Here is a 16752-nt window from a genome sequence, read left to right as displayed (position 1 = left end):
CGATTCATATGACATAGCCGTTTTATATCAACCAATGTCACTTTTTTACAGGCTCACATGATGTAGCGTTTGCCCTTTTGATTTCTTAATTTGTTTCGCTTGTTTCTTGAGTTAATGCTTCCTTTGATACTTCAAAATCAATCTTTGTGTCTTGTTTATGATTTACTAGCAACATTCTTCCCATAAACATAAAGCCTACACCATAAAATAAATAACTAAAAGATTGCGTCATAATGTATTGAAGAATCTTTCCAAACTCTTTGCCTGCAGATATTTGACCTGCTTTTACCAAACTAGCAATGTATTCAATGGCTACAAATGTTACATACAGGAAATATGCCAATGTCAAAATTCCTATCACCATGCATACAATACTAATTACTTTGTTCCAATTCACTTGTTTCTTCATAAAGGTTCTCCAATCTTTTCTTTTTATATTCGTATAGAATCCATGAAAGAATAGCTATCACTACCATTGGAATCCATATCCAAATATAAATATTTTCATTTCCTTTTAGACTCTCTAATTGATTCAGTATCGATTGTCTTTGTTGATTTGTTAGATTTAGCTCCAACATGTCTTCGAGTACTTTTCTTCTTTCTGCCTTATTTTCAGGTAGATTTCTCAATAACTGTTCGATTGCCTCATCTAATTTTTCTTGTCTCTTTATTAAGAGATTTCCAGCATCTTCTTGTTCCGATTTAGAAATTGCATTTTCAATGTTTTCTACTTCATCGAATACATCTGATGTGGATCCATCTTTGTTTGGTGTATCTACTACACCACCAATTTCACCTTCGTTTGGTGGAGTTGGTTTTTGTGGGGAATCTGGATCTCCAACATTTGGTTTATCTGGATTTACCGGTTTATTCGGTTCTTCTGGATCAGGTGTTTCTTCTACCTTACCATTCTCTGGAGAAACTCGGAAAGATTTAATTTTATAATTCCCTACATTATCCGTTGCGATAATCCAATAGTTATCAGTTTCGTTCGCATTAGATTTCGCTTCAAACTCACCTTTGGTAACATAGTGTTGATTATCCATTTTTTCTAAGATATAGTCACTTTCGGTTGGTTTTGTACGAACATCATTTTCACTATATGGATTTTCATTGGTAATAAAGACTTGACTTACACCCGTCTCTATAAAATCTAGATTTTCAGGAGCATCTTTTACATCCAATTCTATTCGGTACGTGTTTTTATCTGTAATTTGATTTTCATATACCATCATCAATGGAGATAAACGGTCAATATTAACGATTTGCGCAGTTTGTTTTGATGTTGTTCCTGTTTCATTCTTCACAACCAAATCAACATAACCATTACTAATAAATCTCTTTTCCTTAGATTTACTAAATGTTTCTCCACCATCGAAAGAATAAGATAATGTCTCTGATTCTTTGTTTGGATGAATTATGATATCCACCCATTGGTTTGTATATTCATTTGGAGTGATTTCATACGTAAATTCAGGAATGGATGTGTCAATTTTAACCTTGTATTTGACAACATCACTTCTCGCTCCATCGGCTGCGGTTACACGGAATTGGTAATTAAACTCACCATTTTGTTGTTGCGTAATCCAATATTCTCCTTGATCGTTAGCTTCGATTGTTTCCCAAGTCTTACCATCTAGAGAATATTCGTAAACACTTTTACCAATCTGTATGGTATCTACCAACACATGCATAGATACTTCTGAGTTGCTCCATGTTCCTTCTTTATATGCATTTCCTAATCCAGTGATACCTTCGACACGTACAACAGGTATTTCACCCATATCATCAACCGTGATGCTTACAGGAGCTGATGAAACTCCTGCATGATTCACAAGGACATACGTATATGTTCCATTTCTTGTGATTTGTATTCCTTCTCCATAATACTCTGTAATATCCATTTTTTCAAAGGCTCCATTATCACAAGTCACATACACTTCTTTGATATTGGATTTTCCAATTTCATCTACCTTTATTCCAACTTGATGCGTTGTTGAGTTTGCACTCGCAATGCTAATCACTGGCTTAATTGTATCTTTAAGGATTGAGATTGTATATGTTCCAGCCACATTGCCAGCTACATCCGTTGCGTTTATTGTGACTGTGCTTGCGCCCTCTTCAAGACGGGATACAGGAATGCTAAACTTTCCTTCACGATTTTGACAAGTATAGTTATATGTATTTGAAGTTGCATCATTTGCTATCGTATATGTTCCATCTTTTACTCCGGATAAATTATCTTTTACTTCTACTTGAACTACTTTTTCATTATCCGTAAGCCACGTTTCCTCGACATAATCTGTTTTGATAACTGGCTTTGTAGCATCGATAGTGATACCATCAGATGTTATATACTGAACATTTCCAGCAATGTCTTTTATTCTGACAAATACAATATACTCTTGGTCGGCGTTAAGGGTACCTAAAACTACTGGTGTACCATTCTTTAAGGTTTGTATCTGTTTTTCATCACAAGCAATCCATTTATTAAGTAACTGTTCTTTTACCTCTGCTAGGTTTTTAGGGAACGTTGTTAATTGTTTGTTTTTACCAGCTGTCATTACATAGTATTCAACTGATTTTAAACCACTGCTATTTAGTGCATCCTCAACATCTTTTAACACAACATCTACAGCATCTGGTAATCCATAATTTATAGTTGTCGTATTGGTTGCGTCAAGCCAAGTTCTACTATTTGTTGCTGTTGTTGTCAGTTTTCCAGTTGGTTTTGTAGTATCTACTTTAACTGTTAATGTCTCACTCTTGTTAACTCCAGTTTCTGGATTAGTGATTCGTACAGTATATGTAGTTTCACCTTCTGGTGCTTGTATAAATGCATAACCATCTGTATTTGCATCAACTGTTTTCCACTGACCATCACCTGTATGATACTCATATACAAGATCACTTACAAGGCGTGGATTGTTATAGAAACGTACATTGATTGCTGGATACCAGTCACCATTCTTTACCGCAAGATGACCATCTTCATCAATGGTATCCACAACAAGTTCTACTGGTACTTCTTGAATGTTTCCAAATGTTAATTCTTTTATATTTGTAATTCCTAAGTTGTTTTCAACTCGAACATACAAAGTTCCATTTTGAACAACACCTAAACCATCACCATATGTACCTGTTATATCACTCCATGATCCATTTTCATCATATGTATCACCTTGTGCTACATATTGATATTCTACTTTCTTTAATCCTGATGTTCCTACAACAGGCTCTAAATCAACGTGCTTTTTCTTTCCAAGATTGATAGTATCCCCAGTAAGAGTTACATCTGGAGTGATTGTATCTTTCTTTATCGCAACGGTTTCACTTGCTTTATTGCCAGCTTTATCATAACCATCTACGATTAAATCATAGATACCTTCTGGTAATTCGCCTATATCATAATTTCCTGTGCGAATATCCACCTCTTTTGTAACAGGAGTTCCTTGGTCTTCATAATTCAAAATCAATTTATCTTGACCAGATAAGCTATCCGTTAATGTAGTTGGTAATATTGCGAAAGGATCAATAATCCATTTTGTATTTGGATTAGGATAATGGAACTCTTGCATTACACTTTTATCAATACTTAGGGTTGGTTTTGTAGCATCTACGATGGCCCCATCACTACTGATATAGCGCACGTTTCCTACATTGTCACTAACCTTTACATAAAGAACGTAGGTAGCGTCTGAAGAAATACTAACTTCCACTTTATTGCTGAGCGCATCCGAAGGTGAGCCTAGTGTCCATCCACCCTTTGTTGTTGCTAAATCCTCTATTGTATCAATTGTATACTTAGTTTTTGCTTCCTCATCTTTTAATAAGATATATTGAACTGAGGAAACTCCACTTAATTCATCACTAGGTGTGATGATATACTTTTGATCCGTATTGTAAAAGTTTTCGAATACAGGATTTGTTAAAAAGTCTTTCCATGTTTTATCAACTAATGAGATTGTTCCAGTAGGCAATTGTTTATCGATTGTAACAATGAATTGCTGGATTGTACTTTCCATGCCTGATTCGCTTGTAATCTTCATTTCGATATTGAATTTCCCATTTTGAGAAAGCAATATGGAAGCTTCATAATCATTCTTTTTCGTTACACTCTGCCAAGAAGACCACTCTACATCTGTTGCTTTTTTAATACGGTATGAATATTTTGTATTTCCAAGGTTTGATGCAGTATTTTTGAAGAATACTTTCACATTATCTTTTGTCCATGTCTCTGATGTATATGGTTGATCATCACTTACTGTAATTGCACGAACGTCAACCATTGGTGTTGTTTTATCGATGGTATCAAAAGAGATAGTAGCGATATTAGATTCCACACCTGCTCCATTGACATACTTCACATAGTACGTACCATTTTCATCCACATTGTACTTATGATTGTTATTGTTATAATCATTTGTAATTTCAGTCCATGTTCCACTTTCATCACAAGGATCACCAAAATTTTGCTTTTGGACATATACCTTATTAACTAAACTAGGACCTACACTAGCAAGGATATCAATATCTTTGCTTGATTGATAAGATGTAATATCACCCTTTAGCTCTAATGTTGGCTGAATGGTATCAATCATGACATGTGTTTTATCACTATAACTATTTCCTGCTTTATCTTTTGCAGTAACAACCAATTGATAATTTCCATCAGGTAAGCCTGTAATCGTCGCATTTCCATCTTGATCTAGCTTGATAATATGAGGGTCACCAACTCTACTATCAATATACTCATAATGGTAATCAACATAACGCTCATCTACTCCTGATAAATCTTCTTTTACCTTTACTTTTACTGTGGCATCATCTCCCGTAACCCAAATGCCATCTTTATCATAATCGATTTCTATAAATGGTGCAGTTTTATCGATGATAAACCCATCTGTATTTACATATGTGACATTACCTGCAATATCCTTTGCACGTAAATACAATATTTTTTTCATTTCGGTATCTAATGTTAACTGATATTCAGCTTCTGCTTTTGATACCCATGAACCTACATGATCTAACTCTTCTTTTGTATATTCTTTATCTGCTAATAAATAATCATTAGATAAAATTCCGCTAGTTACATCATTTGAAACAATTTCTAAGTCGACATCTTCTTTGAAATAAGTTTCGAATTTCACACCCTTTTTATAGTCGGTGTAGATTTTCTTTTGATTCATTTCAACACGGCTACTTGGTGCTACCGTATCTTGTTTATAGTTCACTTGTTTTGCTTGAGAGATAAGTTTCTTATCTCCTGCTTTTTCAGGGATTTTCATAAGATAGTAAGTCATTCCTTCTCCATCTTTAGAAAAGTCTCCATCTTCACTACTGAAATATGGTTGCCAGAATGAAGCTTCATCCGTTGTTCCCTCTGGATCTTTATCAGGGCTTCTAGAAATTAAATACCCTTTCGGTGCCACAACTTCTACAACGTTGTTGTACCATCCAGTATCAGGATTAACAACCGCTCTTTCACCCGTTTCTTTATTGATTATTTCACCACGAATAATCGCAACTTCGTCTGTATCAAAAGACTTTACTTTAAAGTTCACAACATCTGGACTCATTTGTAAAATATAATTATCATTATCATCTTTTCCATAATCAAGTCCTAATTCACCCATAAGGAAACGATATTCCCCTACACCCTCACCTTCTTCGCGTGTGATTGTGCTTCCATCTATCATTGAAATCGTATCGCCTTCAACGACATTGTCCAATTGATAAGTATAACCTGGTTCATTATCTCCTGAATACTTCCATTGATTATTATCAGGAACCACATAAATCACTCTTTGTAAAATCTCAAAGTTTGTAGTTAATTGACTGCTCTGTGTAAAGTTACCTTTACCAGTGATAGTTACTGTTGCTGTTCCAGCTTTGATATTATCCTTATAAGAAAGAGTATAATCATCTCCTTCTTTTAAGATTTTTCCATTCAACATAACCGTTGGTTTTTGTTGTTTTTCTGTTCCATCATATATGATGTTTTCAGGGTTATTTATCATAAGTCCTGGTATATCATCTATATCCGCTGGAAGAATTTCATATTCTAATGTTGTTGAATTGGTATAATTTCCAATCCCTACAACTGTCGCAACTACTTTACCAACTTCTGTCATATTGGAATAGGATACTAAATAATCTTTCCCTTCAACAAGAAGTTTGTCTCCTAATACACCTTCCAATGGCTGCGATATTTGAGGATAACTCGTATATTGTAAATTAGCCAAAGTTGGTGGATTTGTAGAATAGTTCGCATTCTTGAAAATAATTGGACTTATATCTGCAGGAACGATGTTGAAGTAACTTGTAAATGTACCTGTATAGTTGCCTATACCTGTAACAATTACTTTAGCTCGTCCTACTTCTATATTCTCTTCGTATCTAAACGTGTAATCTTTTTCATTTTCTAATAATTGATCACCAAAATTCACTGTAAATGTTGGCTTAATTTCACTTCCTGTATATCTTTGATCTGGAATCTTGGATATCGTAAAGAGATTTGCTCCTTGTGGGACAACCTCTAAGGTGATAGGAGGGGTTGTTATTGCTTTGTAATGATCACCTTCACTAATGGTTGCCTTTACGATAATTTTACCAATGTTATCCGTTGATGTAATACTAATTCCAGGTTTGTTATTTTGAGTTGTTGTAAATTTAACATCTGGAGTAGAAGGATCTGGTTCTACACTCCATGTTACAGTATTATTATCATTTTTGTAATTTACGACTTCAACATCAAAGGTTTCTTTTAATCTTCTCGTATAAAAATCTTGTGATTCGATTAGGTAGGCATTCATATCACCTTTGTCTATCGTATAATCACGAGTTGTTTCATTTTCAACCCATTGACTTTCGTAACTCTCGCCTTTACCTACAAAACGATACTTAACTGTTCCTGGCCCTAATAAATCACCCTGTGTATACACATCATAAGCATTAGGATCTACTTTAATCCCTGTACTTGAAACAATGCTAATTTGTGGATTTACTGCTGCCCCAGTATAAATTCCTTTGGTAGGTGAGAAAGTAATCTTTGTATCTGGATGTGATAAGTCGATAACTGTACGGATGATTGGTTTCACAGTACCAGGATTTTTATCATCCCCACCACCATTACCTGTATCTCCTCCAGGCCAAGTAACATTTTCAGAAATGTCTATTTTGCCTGGTCCTTTACCAGCTTTGCTGTTCTCCCCTTTTCCACCATCCATGGCTCCCCCATTTTGAATCCATAATTCATAACGTCTTCCTAGTCCATGTCCACTTTGTGCTTCTGGCGTTTCGCCACCACCTTGTTTAATGAAGGCCCATGCACAGTCACTTCCATAACCACCCCACATAGAGTATTCATTACATGAAGTCGCAGATGCACCTGCGAATTTATAACCATGTCGCCTTTGTGTTACTTCACTAGCAGCCGTTCTAGTTGTGTGTAAATATGAGCCATTTCTTTGAGCTTCCGCATCATCGACACTTACAACGTCTCCTGAATACGATCCAACACGTAAAATGTAGCTTCCAGCATCGTGGCCTCCGCCAGGCAATGTTGCCTCCATGATACCAACTTCTCCACCTTCTCCATAATGATAAGGGTCTGTTCCTCCTTTACCACCTTTTGGTCGAATTCCAGAATATTTTGGTTGTCCTAGATAATAAGCGAAGAAGCCTGTTCCGCCTCCGCCTCCTGCTCCCCAGCCGCGACCCCCGCCGCCTCCAGCTCCAGGTTCTTTACCAAATGCACTAAGTGTAGTAGTCTTTACACCAGAACCACTTCCACCTCGTCCACCTTGATCTCCAGCAGCACCACCGCCACCGATGTCAACAGCAGGGAAGCCACCGCCTCCGCCGCCGCCGCCACCACCACCGGCAGATATCGAAACATAGATAAATTTATAATCTCCATCAGAGCGTCCGCCATCTCCCCCTTTACCTCCAGCACCGCCTTTTCCAGCTTCCGTTTTTAAGTTAAAGCCTCCTAATATAGCAATATTACCTGAATCTTTTCCTTGTGGTGACTCAAATGTTCCACCTCTACCACCTATCGCTGCAGAGGCTCCATTCCCACCTTTTCCACCGCGTCCTCCTCCTGGACTGCGATTTTCATATCCATCGCCACCATTTTCTCCATTTTCCCCAGTATTGGCATTACCACCCTTTACATATAACGATGTATTTTTATCTCCTCGAAGAATAAGTTCACTAACATAACTGCCTTGTTTTTCAACCTGAAAACCAGCCCCTGATGCATATTGTGTTTCTCCCACCCATCTTGCATCATAACCAATTACATTATTGTTCCCTTGCATAACGATGGTAACCTTACCTTCCACAACGACTGCAGAAGGTTGAGAATTATTTCCTTTGACTGTAACATTATCAAATAAATACACACCATCATTTAATACAATCGGATTACTTTGTACACCTTGATAAACCTTTTTGTAATCCTGAGCTTTTATATCTGAATTCAAAACACTAATTGATAAACCACTAGTAAACACAGAAAGTGCGAGAATGCATTTTATTCCTTTGTAAAGCACATTTTTCTTCTTATAATTCTTGAACATATTGCTCCTCCTCACTTTCTTTTGCCTTTTCTAAATTGTTTTTTAATCTTCTGTAGCGATTATATAAGTAAATCACCCAAATCAATACAAGCAATAATAGAAGCCATGGAATCATATACACAATATTTGCTTTTGATGAAGCTATATTACCACTGTCGATTGATTTTTTTATATCCTTAAGCTTAGAAGCATCCTCCTCAACCTTTGATAACTCATCTGCATATTTTTTGCTACTCTGTGATCCATTATTTGCATTGTTTGGATCTACCTTCGCAATACTATTACTCAAGCCATTGTTTGAACTTGAATTCGATCCATTAGAGTTCTGCCCACTACCTGGTTTTGTTGAAGTTCCATTATTTCCAGGTTTTTGAGAATTTGATGGATTATTCGGATTGCTAGGGTTATTAGGGTTGTTTGGATTGCTAGGATCGTTAGGATTATTAGGGTTGTTAGGATTGTCTGGATTTGTAGGATCTTCCGGTGTTGGTTTATCCGTATTCCCTTCATCATCTCCACTACCAATCATATTTGTTACTTCAATACTATAAATTTTTTCATTTCCTACATTGTCATTCGTAACTAACCAAACACTATTTGTCCCATTATATGGCACACTTATAGCGTCTTTTGTAACCCATTTTCCATTTCTTTCTTCCATTTTAAATGTTTTTTCAGGATTTGGATTAGGTTCACCATCTTTATATGGATATGTAGTCATTGCATATACTTCCGCAATACCACTTCCACTTCTACTTGTTAAATCACAGAAATCTTCAATTTTCGCTTCTAATTCACGAATCTTAGACTGTTCTGTGCCCAACTGTTTAAAGGAAGCTACCGTCGGACCTTGGCTATCAATTTTTTCTACGATCGCCTTTTCGCTAGTGATATTAGACACTGCATCTCTTGCCTTTAATCCTACGATTTTGTTAGCTCTTACCATCATTTTGTTATCGGATTGCCATGTATAGCCATTATCAAATGAATATCCTTGACTATCAACACCACTCTCATTGTCCACTACTTCTACTTCTAACTCTTGTGTTTCTTTTACCCATTTTGTTAAATCTGAGTTGACTTGAATCTTTGGTGCTATAGCATCCACCATAATGGTTACACTTACTTCTTCACTCTCAAGTCCATTATCTAACACTAATTTCATAGTGTATGTATGATTCCCTTCAGAACTCTTAAAGATAGCACTTCCATCTTTTTCTGGTATAATACTTTTATAGTCTTTATCATCTACTTTATAAAGATATTTTTCAACAGTTTGATTTCCATTTTCATTCGTGAATTGAACTTTAATTTCTTCTTTACTCCAATTCCCTTCGAAGTACTCACTTCCATCACCACTACTCATAATATAGTTGATTATTGGAATGTCTTTTGAAATGTTATTTAAGGTGATACTCGTTGTAGCATTTGTACCTGCTCCACTTACAACTCTAAACCAGTACGTACCCTTTTCTTGTGCTAAATAACCGCTTTGATAACTATCTGTGATATCTTCCCATCCACCAGCATCTGGTTTTTTAACCTCTACCTTAGCGATTCCTGATGGACCAGCAGCAGCACTTACTTCTAATAAATTCTTCGTAACGAGTAATCCATTACCAACGTTATCTACGACAGCAATGGTTGGTGCTTGCGTATCTTTTTTAGCTAAATACTGTTGCTTCAATTCATTATCAGCATGATCAAATACAGAAATATCAATTTGGTTTTCTCCATCTGCTAAATCATTTGTTGAGATTGTAAACTCATCATATGTTAATGTAGCAATTTTTTTATTACCATTGTTAATCTGATATTTCACTTCTTTAACTTCAGATAAGTTATCATCCACACTGAAATGAATATCTGTTGTATTATCTTTATACCAATCATTTTGATTAATATCGCTTGTTAATGTTGGATTTATATCATCAAATACAACCCCATCACTACTTACATAACTTACATTTCCGGCATTATCATATGTTTTTCCAAACACAACATATTTATCGTTTGGATCTAATGTTATGGAACCACCCGTTAACCAACGACCCTTACCAAGCTCTTCAATCTTAGATGCTGTTGTTTGTCCTTTTATGGAGCTAGGGATATCTGCTTCTTTTATCGCAAAGATCTCTTTATGTCCTACTCCACTTGAGCCATCCGTTGCTTCTACGATTGCATATTCTTGTTGTTTGAAATAATCATCATAAGTAAATCCGTTTTCAATATATTGATCTCCACTCCATTCAACTTCTTTTATTTTCATGCTTGAAGTAGGGGCTGTTTTATCGATATTAACAGTAATACTTACTACATTTGACTCTGTTCCTGTAGCATTGTAAATAACTTTAAAATCATATTGGTGACTTCCCTCACTATCCACTGGAATGTTCAAATACCCATTCACAACATTAACTGGTTGCCAACCACCGTTATCAACTTGTACTGCATAAGACAATCCCTTAAGATTTGCTTTATAGTTCGAAAATGCAACACGTACGTTTTGATTCGTCCAGTTACCACTGGTATAACTAGTTCCATCTTCCAGTTTTGCATTTACTACTGCCTTTATATCAGATTCGATGGCAGTAAATGCATCTATATTCACTGTGGCTTCAGCATAAGCACCAGCTCCACTCACAGCTCTGAATATATACTCGCCGTTCTCTTGTGCTAAATATTGACCTTCACGTTTTATGATGTCTGTAACATCTTCAAAATCCTGCCCATTCTTAGATAATAAAATCTTATCTAATCCAGAAGCCCCACTATTACTTGCCTCGACCTTAATAGGTACATCAACAATGGATGGAGTTAAAACATCTGCAGTAATGGTTGGTACACTCGTATCTACTTTTACATTCAAGATTTTCTCAGATGCATTCCCACTCTTATCTGTCGCATGAATTCGGATCTCATGATTTCCATCAGTTAATCCTAGTTGCTTAATCTTAAAGCTTTCAGATCCTGAAATCTTAGTTCCATTATCAACTTGGTACTCTACCTGATCCACACCAGGATGCGCATCATAAACATATACATCCATTACTGGATCTTTATCCCATTTTCCTTCTAATTCATAAGTCACTTCTATTTCAGGAGAAGCAGCATCAATTACAATACGGTCGCTTCTTCCATATGTAATATTTCCTGCTATATCACTTACTTTAAAGTATACGATGTAGTCGCTACCAACTTCTACTTCACATTGAGTACCAACGGTCCAATTATCCTTAACCATTTTTTCAATAGCTTTGGCTTCTGTTGGTAATGAATTTTGAGTTGCTTTGCCTTCTACGATATAGTATTCCACTTGTTTAACTCCACTTGCTGGATTTCCTTCATCTATCGCATTAGACTTCACTACTTGACGCTTTCCTCTAAATAAATCAAGGATTGCTCTAGCCAAGTTACGTTGAGCATCTTCAACCGTTATATTCATCTTTGGAACTGTTCTATCAATTCCAACGTTGAATTCTTTTTCATCCTGTAAACCGTTTTTAGCAATCACACGGAACTTAATCTTATGATTTCCTTCTACCAAAGAAAGTCTCACTGTTGCTTCATTGTCTAAGTTTTCATTTACTTCATCCCATGTAATTCCATCATTAACACTGTATTCAAAGACACTATTTCCTAGGTTCTTTTCAACATTTGAAAACATTGCTTGTATATCACTATTTGTAAAATCATTTTCTAGAAGATTGTTTCCAACTAAATCACTAACTTCTATTTTGATATTAGGTTTTTTCGTATCTATTTTTGTAAATTCAATACTAGATACCTTGGAAACAACACCTGCACCATTCGTAATACGGAAAGCATACACTCCGTTTGCTTTTGCTTCATATGGCGTTTCGACTCCAGCTTCAACTGTTTTCCATTCACCATCATTATAAGAAACTTCCAATTTTGAAACGCCACTTGGTCCTACTTTAGGATCAAGTGTAATCATCTGTTTTGACGCAATCGTAGTTGTATTTGCTTGTAATAAAATTCTTGGATTTTGTGTATCCTTCATTACATGGAAAGAAATAGGCGCAGCCTCATTATCAGCCTTATCCCATGCACTTACCATCAATTCATAATTTCCATCTGGTAAGTTCTTTATTTCGAATGCTCCATCTGTTTGAATATCCTTTACAACTTGTAAAGCACCACCATCAATTTGGTATGCTACATAACGATCTTTTAATCCCGCATTTTCATCATAAACAGTTCCTGTTACTTTTACATCACTTGAAATTGTCCATGCATCTGCTTGCTTATATTCCGCTTTTAAAATAGGCGCATCTTTATCAAAAACAATACCATCACTATTCAAATAAGATACATTTCCCGCCTTATCTTCAAGTCTTACATAAATGAATTTACGTTTTGTATTATATTCATCAATGTTTATATGAAATTGATCTTCCTCAATCCAAACATTGTCTTGTTCCTCTTCAAACGGATTATAACTTCCTGCCCCTTTTTCAGGTACATAAATTTGATTAAGCTCATCCTGTCCTAATTTCTCATTACTCATGTAATAGTGTTTTGTATTCACTTGGCTCATATCATCTTTCGCAAAAATCAAACCTGACGCATCACTATTAAGGAAGTAATTGAAATCTGCATTTGCATTAAATGCTGTCCAAGCATCTGAAGTAATCGTTAAAGTACCAGTTGGTAATACTGTATCTTGCTTAAATTTATGAATAATACCATTACTGATAGCTCCATTTGCAGGATCATTAGCATCATCAGGATTATGATAACGTACGAAGTATGACATACCTTCTTTGCTATAATCACCATCATCAAAGTTAATTTTAGAATGCCAATTATTTACAGCTGAATCAAGTACATCGCTCTTACTAATTGTATAGTTAGAAGGCGCAATGAAATCCACTGGTTTCTTTATAAACCAATCATTTTTTCCTTCTATTCCAACGATATTAGCAGGTGTACCGTCATAGAAATAACTCTTCACTTTATATGAAGACTCATTATCTACCAATTTTACTTGATAGTTATCTTTCGTTGCATCAGATAGTTTTAAATCAGAAAGAATATATTTATAAGTTGTATCTCTTGTATCTGCCACTTGATTATCAGCACCATCTCTTGAAAGATTTCCTATAAGATCGATTGGATAGTTTTCAAGAGGAATGTTATTGGTAATATATTGACGATTATCTTCGTCTTTTGTTAAGTCCGCATCTTTATTTTCCGCAGTTGCTGAATTATTTAAAGTACGCGTGAAAATACGATATGTCGGATTCGTCATATCTTGTTCAATACCAAAGATATCTTTGGCACCATAATATTTCCATTGATTTGCATCAGGTAAAATGTACAATGGTCTCTTTAAAACATCATACCCACCATGTTCACTTCCTACCAAAGTTTTTGTACCTTTGAAGTTGTTAACACCCTTTATGGTTGTCGTTGTTGCTCCTGCTTCTTTATGATTAGAAAATGATATCTCATAATCATCTGGATTCGGTACATCCGCATCCGGATCAGTACTTGTTGTCCCATCTTCTGTTAATAAATAATCATAGTACTTTAACTTAGGTCTAGATTCTATTTCCTTCCCATTAAAGTACACATCTTTCGCACGTTCAATTCCTAAATCAATAGCACCAATGTCTGCTTGTACTATTTCATATTTTTGTGTTCTTGAATTCTCTATATTTCCTGTACCTACAATTGTAATTTGCTTTTCACCAACATTGGTAAAATCAATACCAGTAAATGTATTATCTTTCTTTTTTGATGCCCAAGACAATTCATAATCAGTTGCTGGTAATGTATATTCCGTTCCCATATCAGTATCAGTAATTTTCACTACTGGTTTCACCTGCAAAGAATTCCCTGTATAGGCAGGATTTTCTGCAGATGTTTTTATAGCCGAATCATTGATATCCCTTGCCTTGATTGTAAAACTAATTGGATTTTTAGAATTTGTATAATTTCCAATTCCTTTAATTTTAACTGTCCCACCATCTGCTACATTAGTGTTTTCACCATATTCTAGTTCAAAATCAACCCCTTCTTTAAGAGTCGTATGTGCACTGTCCTTATTTGTATTAAATGTAATAGGACCTGATTTATATGCACCAGTTGCATAGGTTGGTTTTATTTGTCCACCAGCATATATATATGGACCAATATTGGGAATCGCTATAGCTGCATCGTCTATATTTTTAGGATTTATTTGAATATCCGTATCAAATGTAGCTGTCATAACTTCAGGGAAATTATATACTCCATTTGCATTCTTTTGATTTTGTCTTATTGTTGCTCTTAATTTCATCTTTCCTACTTTTGTAGGAATAATTTCAGGAGTAGCTAAAGTAGCATTTGCGATTTCTGCCTTATAATCATCATCCACAACAGTGTCCCAGCTGATTACACCTTTATTTGAAGTATGCTTATTTAAAGACACTAAAAAACTCTCTCCATATGTATATGTATCTTGTACATTTGCTTTATTAATTGAAATAGGTTCTTCATTTGGTTTGATAGTAAACTTAATATCGTAGCTTCCTCCGTCTACTAATAAATGGTTGTTATCCGTTATACTACCATTACTTTTGATAGTAATAGTCGCTGTTTTTTCTCCAGCATCAATATTATTCTTATACTCAAGTTTATAATCTTTATTTAACACACTATTTATTTTATTGCCATCTTTATCTTTGAGAATAACATCAGGACTTTTAGCATTTCCATCATAAACAATATTGCTATCATCGACTTCTATAGTGCACTCACTTAACAGAATAATTTTATTTGTTAATCTTGCGTTAGATGCAGCATTCGTAGATGAATTTGCACTACTATTGATCCTTGTTGCACTATTGGTATCATAGTACAAATTTCCTAATTTATCTTGTGAAATAACAGAAGGAGAAATTCCTCCCGTTCCACCTGAACCAGCACCGGCATGGAGATAGTCCGGTATAAGATATTCACCTACTCCACCAACTCCACCAGAGTGTGCATTTCCGTTTGAACCATCTTTACGTGTGTGTTGTTGGTCAGATCCATTTCCTCCAAATCCAGGTGTTTGACCACCGCCGCCGCCACCGCCGCCAGCACTTTCACGGAATGCCCATGAAGACGCATCATATCTCCAGTATATTGAACCACTACCGCCGCCGCCGCCAGATCCACCACCGACGCCTCCGCCGCCAACACCTGCAGAGCCATAAGCGCTACCGCCATTACCACCTGCACCACCACCATTAGCAAGTCTACGATCGTCACTACTATTAACATATGCACCACCTGAAGCTCTTCCTAAGCTTCCTGGATAATGTTCTCCTGCGTTTATGTTAACATTTACTTTTCCAAAAATATATACATTTCCACAATCTGCGTTGCTATCCTGTTGTCCATCTTTTCCATTTGCGCCATTAAACCCAGGAAGATGATCCTCAAATTTAGTACATATTGCTCCACCGACGTCTGATCCTCTTGCTCCACCATTTCCACCATTTCCACCAATACCTGCTCCTGGTGCACTACCACCAGCACCACCATAGCCGCCACTTCCCCCCATTGGATAGCCGTTACTTGCCTGATGATACCCATTTCCTCCATATCGTCCAATTTCTGGAGCAATACCCGGTCCACCTTGTACATAAAATGATCCATTAGCTGCAGATCCTTCACGAACTATTAATGTAGCATTCCTAGGCAATAAAATACCTGCCATTCTAGTTGCAGTCGTCTTTACATCCATTGTAAATCCATTTAAAATAATCGTCACAGTTATTCCATCCGCAATCTTAATCGCATTTCCAGAGCTCACTGAAAAAGTCGCATTTGCTTTCATGACGATTGTCGTATTCTTTGAAATGGTCCAAGTGTTGCTGCTACCAGATGAAACCTCTACCACTTCATCACCTTTTGCGATTATTAATTCTGGAGTAGTAGCACTTTCTACTTGAACAACATTTGTCCCAAACATAGATACAATCAAAGCCATTGATAATACGATGTTTACAATTTTTCTCCCAGTCTTTTTCATTAGTTTCTTCCTCCTTCATACGCATCAAAAAATTCTACAAACAATTGCCTATACAGCAATCTATACTTTATAACTTTCCTCATACCAGCACCTCTTCCTAAAACAAAACTACATATTGCATTTATATCTATCGAT

The 16752-nt window shown here is 35.9% G+C and carries 3 protein-coding genes; all 3 read right to left on the bottom strand.

Features of this window, described 5'->3' with window-relative positions; all coding sequences use genetic code 11:
• Nucleotides 1-85 precede the first annotated feature (85 nt).
• From ACWG42_RS01495 to ACWG42_RS01485, 3 genes are read right to left on the bottom strand one after another with little or no spacing between them, the layout of a single operon-like run.
• A complete protein-coding gene (locus ACWG42_RS01495) occupies nucleotides 86-409 on the bottom strand; it encodes a hypothetical protein (protein WP_455789724.1) in 324 nt (107 codons plus the stop codon).
• Complete coding sequence (locus ACWG42_RS01490) at nucleotides 375-8588, bottom strand: MBG domain-containing protein (RefSeq protein ID WP_455789723.1); 8214 nt, start codon at nucleotides 8586-8588, stop codon at nucleotides 375-377. The genes ACWG42_RS01495 and ACWG42_RS01490 overlap by 35 nt, the downstream gene beginning before the upstream one ends.
• Entirely contained in the window at nucleotides 8572-16617 is an 8046-nt protein-coding gene (locus ACWG42_RS01485) for a hypothetical protein (RefSeq protein ID WP_455789722.1), read from the bottom strand. The genes ACWG42_RS01490 and ACWG42_RS01485 overlap by 17 nt, the downstream gene beginning before the upstream one ends.
• Between the last annotated feature and the right edge of the window lie 135 nt (nucleotides 16618-16752).

This window comes from Amedibacillus sp. YH-ame10, from assembly GCF_053848885.1.
This window is presented reverse-complemented; position numbering and strand designations above follow the sequence as displayed.